This is a genomic window from Lysobacter helvus, from assembly GCF_018406645.1.
Taxonomy (GTDB): Bacteria; Pseudomonadota; Gammaproteobacteria; order Xanthomonadales; family Xanthomonadaceae; genus Noviluteimonas; species Noviluteimonas caseinilytica.
Map to the genome: position 1 here is coordinate 1062707 of NZ_AP024546.1, position 22354 is coordinate 1085060.

Consider the following 22354-nt stretch of genomic DNA (forward strand, 5'->3'; position numbering starts at 1 on the left):
TCAGCTGGCGTCCCGCAACACGCGGCGGCGCGTGCGCACGCCTTCGTCGCCGAAGCGCTGCAGGCCGTCAGCGCGCAGGCGCGGCGCATGTTCGCGCTGGTAGGTTTCCAGCGCACCGAGGTCGGCGACCTGGTAACGCACGCACAAGCCCTGGCGACCCGCGGTGGGGAGCGGATCCACCACCTCGTGCACCTGCGCCGACACGAACCCGGGCAGCGCCAGCATTTCGGTGATGTGCTCTTCCAGCCACGCGCGATACGCGGCGGCGATCGCCACGTCGAATTCCAGGTTGACTTCGTACACGACCATGTTCACATCCAGACCAGGCCCGCCAACATCGTGAAGGCGGCACCGAAAGACAACAGAATGAAGTAGCAAAAACCGAGCAGGCAGTATTTCAGCACGGTCATGGCCCAGCCTTGACCATAGACACGCTTCTGCATGAGCAGCAGGTACACCGGCATCCAGACCCACAACAGGACCTGGAGGAACTTGAAGACTCCGTGCAGGGCCGGCGCGAGCGCATCTTCCAGCGCCATCAGCAGGAATACCAGCAGGAGCGACAGGCACAGGAAGGCGTGGCTGTGCAGCGCCACGATCAGGTGCTCCATGTAGAGCCGCCGCCTGAATGCGTACACGATCTTCAGCATCAGCGCGAAGATCGGCATCAGCACGAACAGCGTGGACGGCACCACGCTGAGGACCGCGTCCTTCAGCAGGTTGGGGTCGCGCTGCATGCGATGGACGTTTTCCTTCGCGTGCCCGGCCATCTCGTTGAGCTTGCGGTTGGCGAAGTCCGGGAACCAGGGGACCTTGATGGGGTTGGTCCTGGCGTCCCACGGCTTGCCGTTGAAGGACAAATCCTCATCGTTGTCCTGCTCGGGCGCCTTGTTCCTGGCGGCATCGCCCGGCTTGACGGCCTTGAGTTCCGCGATGCGGCGGTCGGCCTTGGCGCGGATGGCGGTGGCGGCGGCATCCAGGCCCACGGATACGCCCGGCACGTCGCCGGTGTCGCGATGGGCTTTCTGCAGCTCGGCCAGCGTGGCGTCGCGGTTGCGGACGACCTCCTGCACCGTCTTCGCCGAGGCGATGGCGTCGTTGTTGCCGTCGCCGTCCATCTTCACGCCGCTGAAGTCGAGCGTGAACTGCGCGACGAAGAACGTGACGATGCTGAGGAACACGAACAGCCGCACCGGGCTGACATAGCGGACGCGGCGGCCTTCGAAATACTCGTGGCTCAGGTACCCGGGCTTGGAGAACAGCGGCCACAGCGTGCGGAAGACGCGCGCGTCGATGTTGAGCACGCTGTCCAGGAAGTCCCCGATGATGCTGCTGAAATGGCGCACCAGGCCCTTCACCGGCTGGCCGCACCGGTAGCAGTGCTCGCCCAGCAACGGGGTGCCGCAGTTCTGGCACGCGGCCTGCTGCGGTTCCGGTCGCATGCCTTCGTCGGGCGTGGCGGTGATGGTGGTGTCGCTCATTGGGTCCCCTTGCTGGCCGGTAAGATAGCGACGCAGCGCGACCCGGCGCCACCTCGATCGCGCCTGCCCCTTCCGGATCAAGCTCTTCCGCATGGCTTCCCCACCCCCGCCGCCGCGCTTTGCGCGTGAACTGCGCACCAGCGCGACGCTTGCCGCGCCGCTGGTGCTCGGGCACCTGTCGACCGGCCTGATCGGGTTCGTGGACAGCGTGATCGCGGGCCACCACGGGACCGACACGCTGGCGGCGGTGGCCGTGGGCACCGCGTTGTTCTGGCTGCCGATGATGGTGCCGATGGGCACGCTGATGGCGTTGCCGCCCTCCGTGTCGCAGCTGGACGGCGCCGGACGCCGCGACGAGATCGCCCCGCTGTTCCGCCAGGCGTTGTGGCTGGCGGCGGCGCTGGGCCTCGTATTGGCGCTGTTCCTCACGGTCGTGACCCATGCGCTCGCGCCGATGGGCATCGCCCCGGACATCCGCCCCGGGGCCATCGCCTTCCTGCACGGCATCCGCTGGGGCGTGCCCGCGCTGACGCTGTACCTGTGCATGCGCTACCTCAGCGACGGCCTGCACTGGACGCTGCCGACGATGGTGCTCGGCTTCGGCGGCCTCGTCGTGCTCGTGCCGCTGGGCTACGCGCTGACCTGGGGCGTGGGCGGATTGCCGGAACTCGGCGCGGGCGGGCTCGGCATCGCCTCGGCCGTGATGATGTGGTGCCAGGCAATCGCGTTCGCGCTGTACCTGCTGCGTTCGAAGCGTTTCGCACCGCTGCACCTGTTCGCGCAATTCGATCCGCCGCGATGGGACACGCTGCGCACGCTGTTGCGCACGGGCCTGCCGATCGGCGTGACGGTGCTGATGGAAGGCGGCTTGTTCATCGCGACCGCGTTGCTCATCGGTCGCCTCGGCGGCGTGCCGGTGGCCGCGCACCAGATCGCGATCAACGTGGCGAGCCTGTGTTTCATGATCCCGTTCGGCCTGGCCGAAGCCACCACCGTGCGCGTCGGGCATGCAATGGGCCGCGGCGATCGCGAGGGCGTGCGGCGCGCGGCGTTCGCGGGGTATGCGCTGATGTTCGCGACGCAGGCGCTGTCGGGCGTGTTGCTGCTGTCGGGCAACCACGCGCTCGCGGGGCTCTACACGCGCGACACGGCGGTGGCGATGCTCGCGGCCAACCTGTTGTTGTATGCAGCGGCGTTCCAGTTCCCCGACGGCGTGCAGGTGTTGTCGGCCGGCGCGCTGCGCGGCCTGCGCGACACGCAGCGCCCGATGCTGCTCGCCGCGTTCGCGTACTGGGGCGTCGGCATGCCGCTGGGCGCCGGGCTCGGGCTGGGCCTGGGCTGGGGACCGCAGGGCATGTGGATCGGCCTGATCGTGGGCCTGTCCGTCGCGGCCCTCCTCCTGTCGGCCCGCTTCTTGCGCAGTTCGCGCCGCATCCCCATGGAAGCAGGGACGCCATCCCCCGTCGCCATGACCGACGGCGCATGAATCGCACACACGCCACCCGTTAGGCTGGCGGTCCAACGTTGTCCCACGGGCGCACGCGCCCGCCCCGGAGCCTTGCCATGAACGAAGTGCGTCGCCGCGGTCCCATCGCCAGCCTGTTCGTGTGGCTGTGGGATGCGATGAACTTCACCCGCCGCCTCGTCTTCAACATCGTCTTCTTCAGCCTGGCGTTCCTGCTGATCGTGTTGTTGTTCTCCGGCGGCGGGCTGCGCCCGCTCGAGTCGCGCACCACGCTCGTCATCGCGCCGGAAGGCCGCCTGGTCGAGCAGTTCAGCAGCGACACCGCCAGCCGCGCGCTCGCGCATGCGCTGGGCGACGACCGCGACGAGGAAATCCAGCTGCGCGACCTGCTGCGCGCGCTCGATGCGGCCCGCACCGACAAGCGCATCGAACGCGTGTTCCTGCGCGTGGATCGCCTGCAGCCGTCCGGCTATGCGTCGATGCGCGAAGTCGCCGCGGCGCTCGCGCGCCTGCGCGCGTCGGGCAAGCCCGTCGTCGCGTTCGGCGAGAGCTTCGTGCAGGAGCAGTATTTGCTCGCCGCGCAGGCCGACGAGGTGTACCTGGATCCGATGGGCGGCCTGGTGCTCGAAGGCCTCGATCGCTATCGCCAGTACTACCGCGAAGGCCTGCAGGAAAAACTCGGCGTCGACGTGCACCTGTTCAAGGTCGGCGAATTCAAGTCGGCGGCCGAACCCTACGTGCTCGATGCCGCCTCGCCGCAGGCGAAGGAAGCCGACCTGTTCTGGATGAACGACGTGTGGCAGCGGTATCTGTCCGACGTCGCCAAGGCGCGCAAGCTGTCGCCGAAGGACCTCGCCGCCGGCATCGACACGATGCCCGAAGGCATCGCCGCCGCGCGCGGCGACCTGGCGCGCTACGCGTTGCAGCAGAAGCTCGTCGACGGGTTGAAGACGCAGGAAGACGTCGACGACCTGCTGATCCAACGCGGCGTCGCCGACGCGGATGCCGAAGGCGGATTCCGCCAGGTGTCGCTCGACACGTACCTGCGCCACATCGATCCGGGCCTGCCGTCCACCGATCCGCGTCCGCAGGTGGCCGTGGTCGTGGCCGCGGGCGAAATCAGCGGCGGCGAACAACCGCCGGGCAGCATCGGTGGCGTGTCCACCGCGGCGTTGCTACGCGAAGCGCGCGACGACGAGAACGTCAAGGCGCTCGTGCTGCGCGTGGATTCGCCCGGCGGCGAAGTGTTCGCGTCCGAGCAGATCCGTCGCGAAATCGTCGCGCTCAAGGAAGCCGGCAAGCCCGTCGTCGTCTCGATGGGCGACCTGGCCGCGTCGGGCGGCTACTGGATCTCGATGAACGCCGATCGCATCTACGCCGATCCCTCGACGATCACCGGCTCCATCGGCATCTTCGGCCTCATCCCCACGCTGCCGCGCGCGCTCGACAAGATCGGCGTGCATACCGATGGCGTCGGCACCACGCGTTTCGCGGGCGCCTTCGACATCACGCGTCCGCTGGACCCGGCCGTCGGCGACGTCATCCAGTCGGTCATCGACAAGGGCTATCGCGATTTCACCGGCCGCGTCGCGCAGGCGCGCAAGCAGAGCGTCGAGGAGATCGACGCCATCGCGCGCGGTCGCGTGTGGACCGGCGCGCAGGCGAAGGAACGCGGGCTCGTCGATGATTTCGGTGGCTTGCAGACCGCGATCGACGATGCCGCCAAGCGCGCGAAGCTCGGCAAGCCCGATGCGTACCGCGTGCGCTACATCGAACGCGAAGTCACGCCGTTCGAGCGCTTCTTCGCCAGCATGGTCGAAAGCCGCGCCGGTGCGGCGTGGTTGCGCGAGTCTTCGTTCGCGCAGGGCGTGGCGCGCACGATGGTCGCGCGCAGCCTGCCGAACGTGGATGCGGACCTGAAACTGCTGGACGCCGCGATGCAGCGTCGCCCCGGCGCGCCGGTGAAGGCGCTGGCGTACTGCTTCTGCCGCCTCTGAGCCGGCAACGCTGATCGCAACGCGACGACGCTTACTGCGTCGTCGCCGCCGCCGGATCCTCGCCCGCCATCTGCGCGTCGATCGAGGCCTGCTGTTGCTTCGCCGCTTCCAGCGTCACGGCTTCGGCCGACTTCGCCTTGTTGATCGGCGCCTGGATCGAATCGCGCAACGCGTGCGGGTTGCCGTAGGGACGTTCGGCCTGCGCGGTGGGTTCCGGCGGGCGGTCCTTGTCCGGCGGCGCGGGCTTGGAGCACGCGGTGCAGGCCAGTACCAGGCAAAGCGCGGCGAACATCGGGACAGCAGGTCGCTTCATTGCAGGCATCCGGTGGGCGGGCGCGGCTATGCTACGCCGGACTCGGAATCGCGGGGCAACACGCATGGATCCCAAGCGCTGGCGGCTGGACGGACAGCTGGCCCTGGTGACGGGCGGCAGCGCGGGCATCGGCCGCGCCATCGCGCGCGAACTGCTCGGCTTCGGCGCCGACGTGCTGCTCGCCGCGCGCGACGCCACCGCGCTGGAATCGGCCCGCATGGAACTGGCCGAGGATTTCCCGGAACGCGACGTGCAAGGCTTCGTCGCCGACGTGGCCGAGGACGAGCAACGCCGCGAATTGCTCGACTGGGTCGAAGACTTCGGCGAAGGCCTGCACATCCTGGTCAACAACGCCGGCGGCAACCTCACGCGCGCGGCAGTGGAATACACCGAAGAGGAATGGCGGCAGATCTTCGAGATCAACCTGTTCTCCGCCTTCGAACTCTCGCGCTACGCGCACCCGCTGCTGACGAAGCACGCCGCGTCCGCCATCGTGAATGTCGGCAGCGTATCGGGCAGCACGCACGTGCGCAGCGGCGCGCCCTACGGCATGGCCAAGGCGGCGATGCACCAGATGACGCGCAACCTCGCGGTGGAATGGGCCGAGGACGGCGTGCGCGTCAACGCGGTCGCGCCCTGGTACATCCGCACGCGCCGCACGCAAACCAAGCTCTCCGATCCGGATTACCTGGACGAAGTGCTGCTGCGCACGCCCATCGGGCGCATCGGCGAACCGGAGGAAGTCGCGGGCGCGGTCGCGTTCCTGTGCCTGCCCGCGTCGAGTTACGTCACCGGCGAATGCATCGCGGTGGACGGGGGTTTCCTGCGCTACGGCTTCTGAGCCGCGGCCCGACCTGACGAACGGTCGCGCGGTTTCACCCGCCGCTGCCGGTGCGCGTCGCACGATCGCCGGGCCCCCGCGCGGAGTGACGCCATGCTGCGGTTGTCCGATCGGTTTCCCCGCATCGCGAACCTCCTCCAGGCCGCGGCGCTCGCGTGCCTGGTGACGATGCTCGCCGGTTGTCCCGGCAGTGGCAGCGCGACCAGCAGCGGGCTGATGGTGAGCGTGGGTAACCAGCCCCCGGTGTTCACCTCCGCGGCCGCGGTCGCCGTGCTCGAAGACTCGGCGGGCACGATCTACACCGCGACCGCGAGCGACATGGACGGCAACCCGGTGACGTTCTCGAAGGTGGGCGGCGCGGACGCGGCGTTGTTCAACCTGACGGCCGCAGGCGCGCTGTCGTTCATCACGCCGCCCAATTTCGAAGCGCCCACCGACAGCGATGGCAACAATGTGTACGTCGTGACGATCGGCGCGAGCGATGGGATCTCGACGACCACGCTCACCGTGTCGATCAGCGTCACCGATCGCGAGAGCGTGGCCTTCCGCGTGCGCCGCGTGGTGACGGGCATGGCCTCGCCGGTGTTGCTCGCGCCGGTGCCCGACAACTCGGGCCGCGTGTTCGTCGGCGAGCTCGCGGGGCGCATCCGCATCCTGCAGCCGTCCAACGGCACGTTCGATGCGGTGGATTTCCTCGACCTGCGCGGGCAGCTCTCCACCAACGGCGAACGCGGCCTGCTGGGCTTCGCGACCGCGCCGGACTTCGCGACGACGGGCGTGTTCTACGTGTTCGTGACCGATCCGGTCGGCACCATCGAAGTGCGGCGCTATCGCACGACCGCGGCGGATCGCGACATCGCGGACCCGACCTCGATGCAACTTGTGCTGCGCCAGCCGCACCCGCGCTCCAACCACAACGGCGGCTGGCTCGGCTTCGGGCCCGACGGGATGCTGTACATCGCAATCGGCGACGGTGGCGGCTCCGGCGATCCCGACAACAACGGGCAGGACCGCAATACCTGGCTCGGCAAGATCCTGCGCGTGGATGTGTCGGTGGACCAGTTCCCGGGCGATCCCACGCGCAACTACGGCATCCCGGCGGGCAATCCGTTCGCGGGCGTGGGCGGCGCGCCGGAAATCTGGGCGTACGGCTTGCGCAATCCGTTCCGCAACAGCTTCGATGCGCAGACCGGGAATCTGTTCATCGGCGACGTCGGCGAAGATGCGATCGAGGAAGTGGACCTGATGCGGCCCACCGATGGCGGCGCGAATTTCGGCTGGTCGTTGCTGGAAGGCACGCAACCGTTCAAGGGCAGCGCGTCCGCCGGGCTCGTGCCACCGGTCGCGCGGTATTCGCACGGCACCGGCACGCGCGAAGGGTCGACGGTGATCGGCGGCGTGGTGTATCGCGGGCCGGTGGATTCATTGCGCGGGCAATACATCTTCGCGGACTTCATCCGGCCGAACGTGTGGTCGGTGCCGGTCGATTCCCTGATCCCCGGCACGACGCTGCCGAGCGACGCATTCACCGTGCGCAACACGGACTTCGCGCCGGACGTGGGCGCCTTCAACAACATCGCCTCGTTCGGCACGGACCAGGCGGGGAACGTGTACTTCGTCGACCTCGACGGCGACATCTTCGTCCTCGAAGCCGCACCGCCCGTGACCTCGCCCTTGCAAAGCGCGCGCGCGTCACGCACGCCACGCACCGCGGCGCAGGCACCGGCGCGCCATTTCTGCGTGGAAGCCTGGAACGGGCGCACCGTGCGCTGGGCGGGACAGACCATGATCCTCGGCGGCGAAGGCTTCGCCTGCGTGCGGAAGCATTACGAAGCAATGCGCGCGCAAGCGCAGCCACGTGACTGAATAGCGGGATGCGCACATGAAAACGCCCGCGATGCGGGCGTTTCCTTTGAACCAACCTGGCCTGCCGCTCAGGGGTTCTGGGGTTCTTCGGGAGTGAGTTTGCGGTTGCCGCCGCCGGAGGCTTCGCCACCCTTGCGGCCGATCGCCGACATGTGTTCACGATCTCGGCTCACCGCTTCGCCGCCCTTCTGCGCGATCTTGCGCTGCGTTTCCGGATCCATGCTCGCGAATCCGCGATTGCTCGTGCGGCTGATGTTGTTGTTGGTGGTGGTGCCGGGAGTCTGGTTCGCCATGCGTCTTCACCTCGGGGGTTGGTGGAGGGAATGGCGACCATAGGGAACCGTCGGTTAGGCAAATGCTTGGACGAGGTCAAGAAAAAGTAACGCGGCGCAATTCATCAAACTTCGCGCAACGCGTTCAGCGACAACTGCTGTCCACGTAATCGGCGAGGCGCTTGTCATATTCGGCCTTGCGTGCGGTCTTCTCCGACGGTGCCGCGTAGGTCATGCGGAAGCGCGCTTCATCCACGCGACGCGACCACGCGGCGCACAGGGCGTCTCCTTCGATCGCGGTGCACGTATCGCGCTTGACTTCGCACGCGGCGCCCGCGCCGAAGGAGGGATTGCCGTCCAGGCCCGTCGTGTTCAGGGGCGCGCAACGCGCTTCAGGTTCGGCGGTGTCGCTGAGGTAGACCTCCGATTCCCACGTCTTGCATTCGAACAGGGGCGGCGGGGGCTTGCGTTCTGCGACGGGGACGGTGGGTTCCGGCAATTGTTCGCTGACGGGGCCGCGCACCAGTTCGAACTGCGCGCCCGGCGGCGGGAGGCTCTTCGGCGGCTCTGCAGCGGCGCGTTTTGGCGGCGGCGCGGCGGTGGGCACCTCGCCGATCTTGCGGATTTCCTGCTTCATGCCCGGGCCGCAGGGCACGTCGTTCTGCATCGTGACCGCGCCCTTGGCGTCGGTGCAGCGATAGATGGTGGTGGCGCGCGCGGTGACGCTGCACAGCGCGAGGCACGAAGCAACGATGAACAGGGGGAGGCGGGGCATGCGCGGAGCCTAGCGCAAGCGCGGTCAGTGCGCGCTGCAGTCCTGCTCGATGCGCGCGTTGAGGCTGCGTTCTTCGACGCGCAGCACATCGCGTTCGCTGGGCATCGCGTTGAAGAAGCGGGTACGGATTTCCTCGCGGCGGTCTCGGATGCGGTCGCACACGTCGGCCTGCGGCAACGCGTAGCAGGTGTCCTGCACGTACGTGCCGGCGCCGTAGGCCGCGGGCGAGATGTACGGGCCGGACACGGAATGCGATCCGCCGGAGATCGACATGTTGCCGTTGCTCAACGCGAACCCCGCACCGGAATGGTGGCCGGGAATCGCATAGACGGGATAGCCGAGCGTCCACAGCGGCACCCAGCGCGGATTGCCCTCGTCGGTTTCGCTGGTGTAACGCACGTTGTCCGGCGTGATGCATTCGTACAACGGGCGCGGCTGGTAGATGACGGTGGTGCGTTCGCGGGGCGCGGGCGCTTCCACGGGTGCGGGGCGCGCTTGCGGTGCGCGCGGTGCGGCGTCGACCGGGCGGGCCATCGTGCGTGTTTCCTGTTTCTCGCCCGCCGCGCATGGCGAATCGCGCAGGGTGACGTGGCCCTTGGCGTCGATGCAGCGGTAGATCGTCACGTCGGCGGCGAAGGCGCGCACGGGGACGGCGCTCGCAAGGCCTGCGAGGACCAGGGCGGCGACGAGGCGGGGGGTCGACTGCATGCGCGCATCTTGCGCCTGCCGATGGCCGTGCAACAGGGGGTGGCGCGTGGCTCAGCCGGCGCGCAGTTCGTCGCCGGTCAGGGCGTCACGGATGGCGGTGGGCGCGCGCAGGCCGCCGGTGTCGCCTTCCAGCAAGCCGTCCACCAGGGCCAGGACCTGCGCGGACAACGCGTCGAGGGAGAACGCGGGCGGTTCGCCGGCGAGGTTGGCGCTGGTCGAGACGAGCGGTCCGCCGAAGGCCTCGCACAACGCGATGACGCCGGGATGGTCGGTCACGCGCACCGCGACACTCGCATGCACGCCCGTGATCCACGCCGGCACGCGCGCGGTGGCCGGCACGGTCCAGGTGCGCGGGCCGGGCCATTGCGCGCGCACGGCCTCGGCGCGATCGCGTGGCAACGCGTCCCAGTCGAGCAGGCCGTCGAATTGCGCGAGCGACGCGGCGATGAGGATCACGCCCTTGTCCACCGGGCGACGCTTGATCGCGAGCAATCGCGTCACCGCGGCTTCGTCGAACGGATCGCAACCCAGGCCCCACACCGCTTCGGTGGGATAGGCGACGACGCCGCCGTCGCGCAACAACGCGGCGGCGGCGGATGGCGTGAGGCGCGATGCCATCGCGCTCAGACCGGGTTGGCGGCGGCCTGCTTCGCGACCGCTTTCTTCGCGACCTTCTTGGTCGCCTTCTTCGCCGACTTCTTCGCGATCTTCTTCGTGGCTTTCTTGGCGGCCTTCTTCGCAGGCGCCTTCTTCGCCGCCGGCGCCTTCGCGACCGCGGCCTTCTTCGCCGGCGCCTTCTTGGCGACCTTCTTCCCGAAACGCCCGCGCATCGGCTTGCCGGTTTCTTCCATCAGCTTGATCACTTCGTCGAGCGTCAACGAGCTCGGCTCGCGATCCTTCGGGATGCGCCCGTTGAGGCGGCCGTCGCTGATGTACGGACCGTAGCGCCCGTTGAGCACCTGGATGTCGCTGCCGTCGAAGGCCTTGATGACGCGGTTGCGCGCGATCTCTTCCTTCTCTTCGATCAGGAACACCGCGCGCGCCAGGTCGATCGTGTACGGATCGTCTTCCTTCTTGAGCGAGGCATACACCGCGCCGCGCTTGGCGAACGCGCCGAAGCGGCCGATGCCGACGCTCACCTCTTCTTCCTTGTCCTGCCCGAGCTTGCGCGGCAGCTTGAACAGCTCCAGCGAATCCTCGAGCGAGATCGTGTGCATGCTCTGGCCGGGACGGAGCGACGCGAACGTCGGCTTGTCTTCGTCGTCCGCCGTGCCGATCTGCGCGTACGGCCCGTAACGGCCGAGGCGCACGCTGACCGGCTTGCCGGATTTCGGATCGGTGCCGAGTTCGCGGGCGCCGGTGGCCTCGGAGCGATCGACGCTCTCGGTCTTGTCGTCCACCAGTTCCTTGAACGGGCCCCAGAACTTCTCCATCAGCGGCACCCAGTTTTCCTCGCCGCGCGACACCGCATCCAGCTCGTCTTCGAGCTTGGCGGTGAAGTCGTAATCGACGTAGCGGGTGAAGTGGCTGCTGAGGAAGTTGGACACCGCGCGGCCGACGTCGCTCGGACGGAAGCTGCGGCTTTCCATCTCGACGTACTTGCGGAACAGCAGCGTCTGGATGATCGAGGCGTACGTGGACGGACGGCCGATGCCGTATTCCTCGAGCGCCTTCACCAGCGCGGCTTCGGTGAAGCGCGGCGGCGGCTGGGTGAAATGCTGGTCGGCGTGAACGCGATCGAGCGGCACGCGCTCGCCGGGCTTCATCGCCGGCAGCTTGCGGCCTTCGTCTTCGTCGTCGCTGGTCTTGGTGTCCTTGCCTTCCTCGTACACGGCGAGGAAGCCCGGATCGATCACGGTCGTGCCGCTGGCGCGGAAGCTGTGTTCGCTGCCGGCGGCCAGGTCGACGCTGACGGTGTTGAGGATCGCCGGCACCATCTGCGAGGCGACGGTGCGCTTCCACACCAGTTCGTACAGGCGGCGCTCGTCGTCGGTGAGGTAGCGCGACACCTGCGAGGGCGTGCGCAGCGCGGAGGTGGGACGCACGGCTTCGTGCGCTTCCTGCGCGTTCTTCGACTTGGTCTGGTAGAAATTGGGCTTGTCCGGCAACGCACGCGTGCCGAAGTCGCGCGCGATCACGTCGCGCAGTTCGCCCAGCGCGTCCACCGACAGGTGCACCGAGTCGGTACGCATGTAGCTGATGAGGCCGACGGTGCCTTCGTCGCCGATGGCCACGCCTTCATAGAGCTTCTGCGCGACCTGCATCGTGCGCTTGGTGGTGAACCCGAGCTTGCGCGCGGCTTCCTGCTGCAGCGTGGAGGTGGTGAACGGCGGCGCGGGACGGCGCTTGCGCTCCTTGCTCGCCACGTCGGTGACATGCAGCGCGCCGCTGGCGGCCTTGAGGATGCGTTCGCGCGCGGCTTCGGCGGTGTCGCCGTCGGTGACGGTGAACTGTTCGAACTTCTTGCCGTCGAGTTTCGTCAGCTTCGCGGTGAAGGCCTGCGAGGCGTGCGCGAGCTCGGCTTCGATGCTCCAGTACTCGCGCGCGATGAACGCTTCGATCTCTTCCTCGCGCTCCACGATCATGCGCAGCGCCGGCGACTGCACGCGGCCCGCGGACAGGCCGCGCTGCACCTTGCGCCACAACACGGGCGAGAGGTTGAAGCCGACGAGGTAATCCAGCGCGCGGCGCGCCTGCTGCGCATCGACCAGGTCCGTGGCGATCTGGCGCGGCTGCGTCATCGCTTCCTTGATGGCGCGCGGCGTGATCTCGGTGAAGACCACGCGCTGCAGCGTCTTGTCCTTCAGCAGGCCGCGTTCGCGCAGGATCTCCGCGATGTGCCAGCTGATGGCCTCGCCCTCGCGATCCGGGTCGGTCGCGAGGAACAGCGCGTCGGCGCCCTTGGCGGCCTTGGCGATCGCATCGACGTGCTTTTCGTTCTTCTCGATGAGGTCGTAGCGCATGGCGAACCCGTTCTCGGGATCGACCGCGCCTTCCTTCGGGACCAGGTCGCGCACGTGGCCATAGGAGGCCAGGACGGTGAAGTCCTTGCCGAGGTACTTGTTGATCGTCTTGGCCTTGGCGGGCGACTCGACGATGAGGAGATTCTTGGCCATGGAGCCTGCGCGGTGGGGGGACCTGATGCTGGAAGGACCAACGTCGAAGGCCGGCAGAGAAGGCAACGCCCGGGGCCGGGGGCCACGGGCGTTGGTATGGATTCCTTTTTTAGTGGTGTCACGCCGCTGGCGGCGCTGTCAACCCTCGCCTGCCCCCGCCGGGACCGAATCCCGACGGGTCCGGCACCCGCCGGGTGCGCTGGCGCACGTATTCAGGGTTCAGTGCACGGGCTCGGGCTCGTCCAGGAACATCTGCGTTTCCATCCACGCATAGGCCGCTTCGGACCCCGGCTGGTTGAACAGGACCATCAGGACCACCCATTTCAGGTCGTCCATCTCCAGCTCGTCCTGGTCCAGGGCGATCGCGCGGTCCAGCACCAGCTCGCGCTGGTCGGCGTCCAGGACGCCGTGCTGTTCGAGGAACAACAGGAACCCGCGGCTCTCGACATCGAGCTTCTCGAGTTCGGGGCCATGGAAGACGCGGGTCGGGCCGTTGGTGCGCGGCGCCGTGGTCTGCGGCCGTTGTTCGGCCAGGGCGTCGAGCCAGTCGAAGGCTTTGGTGATCTCGGCCGGGCTGAAGCCGGCGTCGGTGAGTTCGGAGAACAGCGGGGTGTTCTGGAGAGTGTCGCGGTCGCCGACCGGTGGGACGGTGTCGTTGGTGAAGTAGTGCTCGAACAGGTAAAGCAGGACGTCCAGGATGCTCTCTTTCATTTCCCTCGGCCTGCGCCACGACGGGCGCTGTGGAGGTTCAGGATGACTTGCGGGTAACGCGGCCGTGCTGGGAAACCACACGCCCTCCAAGCTCCATGGACAGCAGGATGGAGGCAACTTTCGCAGCCGTCAATCCAGTTCGCATGACAAGGGTTTCCATAGGGGTTGGGTCATGGCCGATCGCATCCCACAAGCGCTGGGTATCGACATCCATGTCGGGCAAGGAATGTTGCAACGCGATGCGTGACGAAGTGGGGACGTCCAGGCGCGCGCGCAAGTCGTCGGCGAAGGCGGTCGCGACCGGGGCCAGTGCGTCCAGGACTTCCTGCGGGGTTTCCACCAGCGTGACGCCTTCGCGCAGCAGGCGATGGCAGCCGCGGGCCATGGGGTTGCGGATCGAGCCGGGGGTGGCGAACACCTCGCGGCCGGCGTCGGCGGCCAGGCGCGCGGTGATGAGCGCGCCGGAACGGTAGGCCGCTTCGATCACCAGCGTACCGAGGGACAGCCCGGCGACGATGCGGTTGCGATGCGGAAAGGTGAACGTTTGCCCTTGCGTGCCCGGGGGGTATTCGCTGACCACCACGCCTTCCTGCGAGATGCGTTCCATCAGCCGGCGGTTGCCCGGCGGGAAGGCGATGTCGATGCCGGTGCCCAGCACCGCGACGGTGGGGCCCTTCGCATCCAGCGCGCCGATGTGCGCGGCCGAATCGATGCCCGCCGCCATCCCGCTGGTGACGCACAGCCCGCCCTGCACGAACGACGCCGCGAACTCGCGCGCGTTGTCGCGCCCGTCGGGCGTGGGCAGGCGCGTGCCGACGATGGCGATGCCCGGATGCCACAACGTGCTGGCGTCCCCGTCGACGAACAGCCACTGCGGCGGCGACGGGCTGCGCTTGAGCAGCGGTGGGTAGTCGGGATGGTGGATTCCCAGCAGCGCATGGCCGTCGCGTGCGAGCCACGCGTGCGTGCGGTGCCGGATTTTTTCGGATGCCCCGTCGAGGGCCAGGGCGAGCAGCGCGTCGTCGGCGTTCATCGCAGCAGCGTGCGCCGCAAACGACGACGGCGCCCTCGGGCGCCGTCGCGTTGTGCTGTCGGGAGAACCCTACACGATCAGTAGGGCGCGTCCGGATGCTTCAGTTCGTACCCGACGCGCGAGGGCTTGATGCTTTCCATCACCAGGCCGTAGCTGACCTTGTCGAAGGTGCGGAACACCATGACGTGGCCGGCGTATTCGTCGGGCAGGCGGATCTTGTCGGCCTTCGAGAACAGGTCGTCGTCGCGGTTCATGCCGAACTTCACGCGATCGGTGACTTCGCTGCCGACGCGCCAGATCGAGAACACCGTGCCGTTGTCGACGCCGTCGCGCGCGCCGACCGACAGGGCCACCACGTCGTGCGGGCCGCTGTAGTGCAACGCGTCCGCCACGGCGAGGATGCGCGCGCGGCCATACTCGAACTGTTGCTTCGGCGCGTGCGGGAAGAACTGCAGGTCGTAGGGCTGCATCTGCACCGGCACCAGGCGATCGCCGGTGCGCACTTCGCGGCCTTCCACGTCCAGCACGAGCGTGGTGGCTTCGATGCCACCCACTTCGCCGCGCGTGACCGTGCCGACGTTCTGCTGCATCAGCTCGTAGCCCAGCACTTCGCTGCCGTTGTCGCCGACGACGGCCGCGGTCCAGAAGTTGACCGAGTCCACCGTCTGGCGGCCGCTGAAGTCGAGGTCTTCATTGAAGAAGATGTCGCAGCAGGCCTGGCGGTCCAGGCGCGTGTACTTGGTGGTCGGGCGCACCACGGCGTAGCGCTGGCCGGGCTGCGCGCCCTCCAGGCCCTTCACGTAGGCGACCTGGCCCTGCGTGCCGCGCAGGCGATCGTCTTCCAGGCCGACCACGTACGGCAGCTGGTCGAACTGGTCGACCACCGAGAGGTTCTTCAGGAACGGCTCGACTTCCGACAGCGGGACGCCGGTGACCGGGGCCTCCGTGCGCGGACCCTGCTGGACCGCGACGCGGTCGAGGTAGGCCAGCGAGATCACGTCGCCTGGATAGATCAGGTGCGGGTTCTGGATCTGCGGGTTGGCCTGCCAGATTTCCGGCCACAGCCACGGGCGCTTGAGGAAGCGGCCCGAGATGTCCCACAGCGTGTCACCCTTCTTGACGACGTAGGTGTCCGGATGGTCGCCGCGCATTTCCACGGCGGCCGCGTATGTGGCAACGGTCAGGCAGGCGACCGCACAAACCGTACTAAGCCGTTTAAGCATGGCGGCCATGTATCCGCTCCCCTTGAGTTTTTCCCCTAAAAGCCGGGGCACTATAGCCCACAAGATGCGGGCCTTTGCAAGCGCACGGCGTTACAATCGCGACCGTCGAACGCCCCCTTTGTTGCGCCTGTGACCGGCGCCCCCATTTCGTGTCGCCCTCGAACATCCCCGCCATGGCCCTGCTCCCCATCCTCGAATTCCCCGACCCGCGCCTGCGCACCAAGGCCGCCACGCTCGAACCCGCGCAACTGGCCGATCCCGCGTTCCAGCGCCTGGTCGACGACATGTTCGAGACCATGTACGAGGCACCGGGCATCGGGCTGGCCGCCAGCCAGGTCGACGTGCACCAGCGCTTCATGGTCATAGACGTGTCGGAGGAAAAGAACCGGCCGCTGGTGTTCGTGAACCCGGAGATCCTCGAGCGCGCCGGCGAGCAGGTGTACCAGGAAGGCTGCCTGTCCGTCCCGAACATCTTCGCGGACGTCACGCGGGCCAACGAGATCACGGTGCGCGCACTGGACCGCCACGGCAAGTCCTTCGAGATGCACGTCGACGGCCTGCTCGCGGTGTGCATCCAGCACGAGATGGACCACCTCGAAGGCAAGCTGTTCGTCGATTACCTCTCGCCGCTCAAGCGCGAGATGGTGCGCAAGAAGCTCGCGAAGGCGAAGCGCCAGGCCGCGGCCTGACGCCCGGCCCGATGTCGCTCCGCATCGTCTTCGCCGGCACGCCGGAATTCGCCGTGCCGTCGTTGCGCGCCGCCGCGCAGCGCAATGAAGTCGTCGCCGTCTACACGCAGCCCGATCGCCCCGCCGGGCGCGGCCGCGCGCTGACGCCCTCGCCCGTCAAGCTCGAAGCGCTCAAGCGCGGCCTGCCGGTGCTGCAACCGGAAACCTTGAAGACGCAGATCTCGCGCGATGCCTTGCGCGCGCTGCAACCGGACCTGCTCGTCGTCGTCGCCTACGGCCTGCTGCTCCCGCAATCGATCCTCGACATCCCGCGCCTGGGCTGCTGGAACGTGCACGCGTCGCTGCTGCCGCGCTGGCGCGGCGCCGCGCCGATCCAGCGCGCGATCGAAGCCGGCGACACCGAAACCGGCGCGTGCCTGATGCAGATGGAAAAGGGCCTGGACACCGGCCCGGTGCTACTCGAACAACGCATGGCCATCGGCGCGGACGAAACCGCCGGCCAGCTGCACGATCGCCTGGCCGCGCTCGGGGCGCAGACGCTCGCGGACGGACTGGGTCTGCTGCGCGCCGGCATGCGCCCGGTCGCGCGCCCGCAGCCTGCCGAAGGAGCGACGTACGCGCGCAAGCTCGAAAAGGCCGAAGCGCTGCTCGACTGGGCGCAGCCCGCGATCGCCCTCGCCCGCAAGGTGCGCGCGTTCGATCCGTGGCCGATCGCCGAAGGCGACATCGCCGGCGAACGCGTGCGCATCCATGGTGCGATCGCGATCGGCCGCGACGTCGACGCCGCGCCGGGCACCATCGTGCGCACCGGCCGCGAAGGCATCGACATCGCCTGCGGCACCGGCGCGTTGCGCGTGCGCGTGCTGCAGCGCGCGGGCGGCAAGGCCATCACCGCCGCCGATTACCTCAACGCCCGCCGCGACCTGCAAACCGCATGAACGCCGCACCCGGCGTCGCGTTGCGCGTCCTGGTCGCACGTTCGCTCGACGAAGTGCTGCACCACGGGCGTTCGCTGAAGGCCGAACTCGGGCAGGTGCTGCCCGGCATTCCCGATTCGCGCGACCGCGCGCTGCTCGAAGCGATCGCGTTCACCGCGTTGCGCCAGCGCGCGCGGTTCGAAGCCGCGCTCGATGCGTGGACGCCGCGCCCGCTCGGGCGACGCGATGCACCCTTGCGCGCGCTGCTCTATGCAGGCTTCGCGCAGATCGACATGCAATTGCCGCCGCATGCGGCCGTCGATGCCACGGTGGAAGCCGCGCGCGTGCTCGGCCGTGCGCACCAGGCCGGCATGGTGAACGCGTTGCTGCGGCGCGCCGTGCGCGATGGTTTCCCGCCGGTCGCCGCCGACGCCGCGTGGCCGAAGTGGTTGCGCGAACGCGTGCGCCACGACTGGGCCGACGAGGCCGAGCGCATCTTCGCCGCAGGCAGCACGCCGGCGCCGATGTGGTTGCGCGTCAATCGCGCACGCACCTCGCGCGATGCGTATCTCGCGTTGCTCACCGCGCAGGGCATCGAAGCCCACGCCGCGCCCGCGCTCGCCGAAGCGATCGTGCTGCCCGTGCCGCTGCCCGTGCACGAGTTGCCCGGCTTCGACGCGGGCGATGTCTCCGTGCAGGACGGCAGCGCGCAGGCCGTGGCCGAAGCGTTGTCGCCCGCCGCCGGCGCGCACGTGCTCGACGCGTGCGCCGCCCCGGGCGGCAAGGCCGCGCATTTGCTGGAACGCGATCCGACGCTGCGCCTGCTCGCGCTCGACATCGATGCCCGGCGCCTGCGCCGCGTCGGCGACACGCTCGCGCGCCTCGGCCTCGCGGGCCGCGCCACGTTGCGCGCGGCCGATGCCGCCACGCCCGATGCGTGGTGGGACGGCGTGCCCTTCGATGCGGTCCTGCTCGATGCACCGTGCTCGGCGACCGGCGTGGTGCGCCGCCAGCCCGATGTCCTCCTCCATCGCCGCGAGTCCGACCTCGACGCCCTGTGCGCCACGCAGGCCGGGTTGTTCGATGCGTGCTGGACGATGCTCGCCCCCGGCGGCGTGCTGCTCTATGCCACGTGTTCGATCCTGCGCGCGGAGAACGCCGTGCAGGTCGAGGCCTTCCTCGCCCGCACGCCGGGCGCGCAGGTGGATGCGTTGCCCGACGCCTTCGGTCGCCTCGATGGCCCCGGCCGCCAGCGCTTCCCCGGCGACGACGGCATGGACGGCTTTTTCTACGCAAGGTTGCGCAAGGCCTGACGCTCGACCGCACCGGCTTCCGGTAAGGTGCGTGCCGCATGGATGACGCCCGCCAACGCCGCGAACTCTTCTGGTTCCTCGCGATCGCCTTCGTGGTGCTGGCCGCGGGCATCGGCCTGCGCGCGCCGTGGCCCGCGGACGAACCGCGCTTCGCGCTCGTCGCCAAGCAGATGTGGGACTCGGGCCAGTGGTTGTTCCCGCATCGCGGCCACGAGTTGTACGCGGACAAGCCGCCCCTGTTCTTCTGGCTGATCGGCGCCTGCTACGCGGTGGTGCGCAACTGGAACATCGCCTTCCTGCTGCCCTCGCTCATCGCGGCGATGGCCACGCTGTGGCTCACCTACGACTTGGGCCGGCGCTTGTTCTCGCATCGTGCGGGCCTGTGGGCGGCGATCGGCGTGCTGGCGTGCGCGCAGTTCCTCTACCAGGCCAAGCGCGCGCAGATCGATCCCACGGTGGTGTGCTTCATCACGCTGGGCGTGTACGGGATCGCGCGGCACGTGTTGCGCGGGCCGTCGCACGGCGGGCCGGCGTGGCGCTGGTACTGGATCGGGTGCTTCGCGGCGGGCCTGGGCGTGATCAGCAAGGGCGTCGGCTTCCTCGCGTTGCTGATGTTGGTTCCGTACGCGTGGATGCGCTGGCGCAAGTGGGACGGATTGGCGCAGCTCGGTTCGCACAACGCGTGGCGCTGGAGTGCGGGCGCGCTGGCGTTCCTCGCGGCGATCGCGCTGTGGTTCGCGCCGATGGTGATCACGGCGATGACCAGCGGCGACGCCGAACACCGCGCCTACCTGCACGAGTTGCTGTTCAAGCAGACGGCCACCCGCTATGCGAGCGCGTGGCACCACACGCAGCCGTTCTGGTATTTCCTGCCGATCATCGCGGGCTTCTGGATGCCGTTCGCGCTCGCGCTGCCGTGGGTCGCGCCGCGCTGGCGCGATGCGTGGCGCGCGCGCGATGCCCGCGTGTGGCTGCCGCTGGCGTGGGCAGTGCTGGTACTGGTGTTCTTCAGCGCCAGTCCCGGCAAGCGCGACATGTACATCCTGCCGATGCTGCCGATGGTGGCGCTGGCGGCGGGGCCTTACCTGGCGGACGTCGTCGGCAAACGCGGGTTCCGCGCGTGCCTGGTCGCGCTGGTCGTCGTGCTGGGGCTGGTGTTCCTCGGTGCGGGCCTGTTCGCCGTGCTGCGCGATCCGTCGTTCGAGGTGCGCATCGAAAGCGAGCGCGGGCTCGATCCGGCCAGCGATGCATTGTGGTGGCTGCTCGCCGCCTGCGGTGCGGCGATGCTCGCGGCGATGGCGTGGTGGCGGCGCGATGCGCTGCGCGGGTCTGCGGTCGCGCTGTCGTTGCTGGTGATCGTGTTGTTCAGCGGCACCGCGGTGTTGCTGGATCCGGAGAACTCGTCGCGCGCGGTGATGGAACGCGGCCGTGCCCTCGCCGGCGATGCCACGCTGGGCCTGGTCGGGTGGAAGGAACAGAACCTGCTGCAAGCGGTCGGGCCGACGGAAGACTTCGGGTTCCGCCAGCCGTTCGACGTGCAGTTCGCGGCGGGCTTGACCTGGTTGCGCATGGATCCCGCGCATCGGCGCCTGTTCGTGCTGGATGAAGCGCTCGACAAGTGCGTGGATCGCAGCAAGGCGCAACCCGTCGGCACGGCGAACCGCCGCGCATGGTGGGTGGTGGACGCGAACGCCGTCGCGGGTTGCCGCTGACTACGCAGCGCGCGCCAGCAGGTCGTATTTCAGCTTCGAATACTTCGCGTGCAGCCAGTGGAAGCGCAGGCCGGCGGCACCGTCGACGAAGCCGCCGCGCAGCACGAGGTTCTTGAGCAGGTACGCCGTCGCGGCGAACACGCCGCGCATCGGGCCCGCGCTGCGCCCCTTCGCGCGCTGCTCGCCCGCCCACAACGCTGCGTAACGCTGGAGCTTCAACCAGTATTCCTCCGCGCTGCGCGCGGTGTCGTGTTCCAGCACGATGCGCGAGGTGCGCACGGTGCGGCCGGCGACGTCCAGGTATTCGTGCACGGCGCGCAGGCCGTGGCGCAGCGTCGAACGGAACAGGCGATGCACCGGCTCGCGCGCGAAGCTGCCGCCGCGCAGCGCGTGGCCGAGGAAATGCGTGCGACGCAGCAGCAACCAGACGTCCGCCTGCTCGAGGTCGCCCGCGAACAGCGCGCGCACTTCGCGTTGCGCCGGCGCTTCCAGCCATTCGTCCGCGTCCAGCAGCAACACCCAGGGTTCGCGCGCCATCGCGATCGCCGCGTTCTTCTGCAGCGCGAAGCCCTGCCATTCCATCGATTCCACGCGCGCACCGGCGGCCGCGGCGAGGTGCACGGTGTCGTCGGTCGAACCGGAATCGAGCACGATCACTTCGCTGCACAGCGCGCGCATCGAGGCCACGCAGCGTTCGATGCGGTCGGCTTCGTTCTTCGTGATGACGACGCCGGACAGGGGCAAGGACTCAGGCATGCGCGGGATTATGCCCGCGGCCGCCGCGCTAGACTCCCTGCATGCCAACGACCGCACCCGACCCGCGCCCCGTCCGCGTGCTGCATTTCGTGACCGGCGGGTTCTCCGGCGGCGCCACGCAGGTCGCCATCGCGCTGGTCCAGGCCGGCATGGCGAGCCCCGCGATCGAGCCGCTGCTGGTCCTGCGCCGCAAGCGCCGCACCGATCCGCGCCGCATCGCCGAACTCGAACAGGCCGGCGTGCCCGTGGACGTGGTGCCGGGCTGGTCGCATGCCGCGACGATCTTCGCGCTCGTGCAGGCGTGCCGCGCGTTCCAGCCCGACGTGCTGGTCGCGCACGGCTTCAGCGAACACCTGTGGGGCCGTTACGCGGGCCTGCTGGCGCAGGTGCCGCACCTGGTGCACGTCGAGCACAACACGCGCGAACGCTACACGCGCTGGCGGCTGCGACAGACGCGCTGGCTGGCCGCGCGCACGGATCGCATCGTCGGCTGTTCCGAAGGCGTGCGACGCGTGCTGCTGGAGATGGGCATGCCGGCGGAGAAGACGATCGCGATCCCGAACGGGATCCGGCTGGATCCGTTCGCCGACGCCGAAGCGCAGCCGCTCGCCGGACGCATCCCCGGCATCGTGATGGTCGCGCGCTTCTCCAAGCAGAAGGACCACGCGACGCTGCTGCGCGCCGTGGGATTGCTGCGCGAACGCGGCCTCACGCCGCCGGTCCTGTTCGCGGGCGGTGGCAAGGCGATGCATCGCAAGCCGCTCGAAAACCTCGCCGCCGAGCTCGGCATCGCGTCGCAAGTGTCGTTCCTCGGCGTCGCGCGCAACGTGCCCGAGTTGCTGATGTCGCATCGCATCGCCGCGTTGAGCACGCATTACGAAGGCATGCCGCTCGCGTTGCTGGAAGGCATGGCGGCGGGCTGCGCGGTGGTGGGCAGCGATGTGCCGGGCGTGCGCGAAGTGATCGAGGATGGGCACGACGGGCGGCTGGTCGCCGAATCCGATCCGGTGGCGATGGCCGATGCGTTCGAACAATTGCTGCGCGACGACGTGCTGGCCGCGGGCATGGGTGCGGCGGCGCGACGCGTGGCATTCGAGGACCACGGCCGCGAGCTGATGCACACGCGCTACGAAAACCTCTTCCTGACGCTCGCACGCAACGCCTGA

General features: G+C 68.8%; 21 protein-coding genes. 9 read left to right on the forward strand and 12 right to left on the reverse strand.

The features are described 5' to 3' along the window. Both LYSHEL_RS05295 and LYSHEL_RS05300 read right to left on the reverse strand, forming a co-directional pair. A complete protein-coding gene (locus LYSHEL_RS05295; RefSeq protein WP_213436412.1) occupies positions 1–309 on the reverse strand; it encodes a DUF4286 family protein in 309 nt (102 codons plus the stop codon). Between the two features lie 2 nt (positions 310–311). Continuing rightward, on the reverse strand, positions 312–1481 hold the full coding sequence (locus LYSHEL_RS05300) for a DUF3667 domain-containing protein (protein ID WP_213436414.1): 1170 nt from the start codon (positions 1479–1481) through the stop codon (positions 312–314). Positions 1482–1572: 91 nt separating this feature from the next. On the opposite strand from LYSHEL_RS05300, the gene LYSHEL_RS05305 reads away from it, so the two are divergent. After that, positions 1573–2967, forward strand: a complete 1395-nt coding sequence (locus tag LYSHEL_RS05305; protein WP_213436416.1) for an MATE family efflux transporter — start codon at positions 1573–1575, stop codon at positions 2965–2967. A gap of 77 nt (positions 2968–3044) precedes the next feature. Further along, positions 3045–4943, forward strand: a complete 1899-nt coding sequence (sppA, locus tag LYSHEL_RS05310; protein WP_213436418.1) for a signal peptide peptidase SppA — start codon at positions 3045–3047, stop codon at positions 4941–4943. Positions 4944–4974: 31 nt separating this feature from the next. On the opposite strand, the gene LYSHEL_RS05315 is transcribed toward sppA, so the two are convergent. After that, positions 4975–5256, reverse strand: coding sequence for a hypothetical protein (locus LYSHEL_RS05315; protein ID WP_244858672.1), 282 nt, complete (start codon positions 5254–5256; stop codon positions 4975–4977). Between the two features lie 64 nt (positions 5257–5320). On the opposite strand from LYSHEL_RS05315, the gene LYSHEL_RS05320 reads away from it, so the two are divergent. Then, positions 5321–6097 carry an SDR family oxidoreductase gene (locus LYSHEL_RS05320; protein ID WP_213436420.1) on the forward strand — a complete coding sequence of 259 codons (777 nt, stop codon included), beginning with the start codon at positions 5321–5323 and terminating at the stop codon, positions 6095–6097. A gap of 93 nt (positions 6098–6190) precedes the next feature. Continuing rightward, positions 6191–7963: a PQQ-dependent sugar dehydrogenase gene (locus LYSHEL_RS05325; protein WP_213436422.1), complete on the forward strand. Its 1773-nt coding sequence runs from the start codon at positions 6191–6193 to the stop codon at positions 7961–7963. A 68-nt stretch (positions 7964–8031) separates the two neighbouring features. Here LYSHEL_RS05325 and LYSHEL_RS05330 read toward each other — a convergent pair whose 3' ends face one another. From LYSHEL_RS05330 to LYSHEL_RS05365, 8 genes are all read right to left on the reverse strand, one after another. After that, a complete protein-coding gene (locus LYSHEL_RS05330; RefSeq protein WP_213436424.1) occupies positions 8032–8256 on the reverse strand; it encodes a con-10 family general stress protein in 225 nt (74 codons plus the stop codon). Between the two features lie 124 nt (positions 8257–8380). Then, on the reverse strand, positions 8381–9010 hold the full coding sequence (locus LYSHEL_RS05335; protein WP_213436426.1) for a DUF4124 domain-containing protein: 630 nt from the start codon (positions 9008–9010) through the stop codon (positions 8381–8383). Positions 9011–9034: 24 nt separating this feature from the next. Beyond that, positions 9035–9718, reverse strand: a complete 684-nt coding sequence (locus LYSHEL_RS05340; protein ID WP_213436428.1) for a DUF4124 domain-containing protein — start codon at positions 9716–9718, stop codon at positions 9035–9037. 51 nt (positions 9719–9769) lie between these two features. Next, positions 9770–10336: an L-threonylcarbamoyladenylate synthase type 1 TsaC gene (tsaC, locus tag LYSHEL_RS05345; protein WP_213436430.1), complete on the reverse strand. Its 567-nt coding sequence runs from the start codon at positions 10334–10336 to the stop codon at positions 9770–9772. Between the two features lie 5 nt (positions 10337–10341). Beyond that, positions 10342–12834 carry a DNA topoisomerase I gene (locus tag LYSHEL_RS05350; protein ID WP_213436432.1) on the reverse strand — a complete coding sequence of 831 codons (2493 nt, stop codon included), beginning with the start codon at positions 12832–12834 and terminating at the stop codon, positions 10342–10344. 219 nt (positions 12835–13053) lie between these two features. Beyond that, positions 13054–13545 (reverse strand): DUF494 family protein, encoded by a 492-nt coding sequence (locus tag LYSHEL_RS05355; RefSeq protein ID WP_213436434.1) that lies wholly within the window; start codon positions 13543–13545, stop codon positions 13054–13056. A 37-nt stretch (positions 13546–13582) separates the two neighbouring features. Continuing rightward, on the reverse strand, positions 13583–14578 hold the full coding sequence (gene dprA, locus LYSHEL_RS05360; protein ID WP_213436436.1) for a DNA-processing protein DprA: 996 nt from the start codon (positions 14576–14578) through the stop codon (positions 13583–13585). 77 nt (positions 14579–14655) lie between these two features. Beyond that, positions 14656–15801 carry a LysM peptidoglycan-binding domain-containing protein gene (locus tag LYSHEL_RS05365; protein ID WP_213437604.1) on the reverse strand — a complete coding sequence of 382 codons (1146 nt, stop codon included), beginning with the start codon at positions 15799–15801 and terminating at the stop codon, positions 14656–14658. A 173-nt stretch (positions 15802–15974) separates the two neighbouring features. Between LYSHEL_RS05365 and def the strand changes: the two genes are divergently transcribed. Genes def through LYSHEL_RS05385 form a run of 4 tightly spaced genes read left to right on the forward strand, consistent with a single transcriptional unit; the run spans position 15975 to position 20432 of the window. Further along, a complete protein-coding gene (def, locus tag LYSHEL_RS05370; RefSeq protein ID WP_213436438.1) occupies positions 15975–16490 on the forward strand; it encodes a peptide deformylase in 516 nt (171 codons plus the stop codon). Positions 16491–16501: 11 nt separating this feature from the next. Next, on the forward strand, positions 16502–17428 hold the full coding sequence (gene fmt / locus LYSHEL_RS05375; protein WP_213436440.1) for a methionyl-tRNA formyltransferase: 927 nt from the start codon (positions 16502–16504) through the stop codon (positions 17426–17428). Next, positions 17425–18720: a 16S rRNA (cytosine(967)-C(5))-methyltransferase RsmB gene (rsmB, locus tag LYSHEL_RS05380; protein ID WP_213436442.1), complete on the forward strand. Its 1296-nt coding sequence runs from the start codon at positions 17425–17427 to the stop codon at positions 18718–18720. Before fmt ends, rsmB begins: the two co-directional genes overlap by 4 nt. Positions 18721–18758: 38 nt before the next feature. Then, a complete protein-coding gene (locus LYSHEL_RS05385; protein ID WP_213436444.1) occupies positions 18759–20432 on the forward strand; it encodes an ArnT family glycosyltransferase in 1674 nt (557 codons plus the stop codon). Here LYSHEL_RS05385 and LYSHEL_RS05390 read toward each other — a convergent pair whose 3' ends face one another. Next, positions 20433–21188 (reverse strand): glycosyltransferase family 2 protein, encoded by a 756-nt coding sequence (locus LYSHEL_RS05390; protein ID WP_213436446.1) that lies wholly within the window; start codon positions 21186–21188, stop codon positions 20433–20435. A 41-nt stretch (positions 21189–21229) separates the two neighbouring features. Here LYSHEL_RS05390 and LYSHEL_RS05395 point away from each other — a divergent pair, with 41 nt between their 5' ends. Then, positions 21230–22354: a glycosyltransferase gene (locus tag LYSHEL_RS05395; protein ID WP_213436448.1), complete on the forward strand. Its 1125-nt coding sequence runs from the start codon at positions 21230–21232 to the stop codon at positions 22352–22354.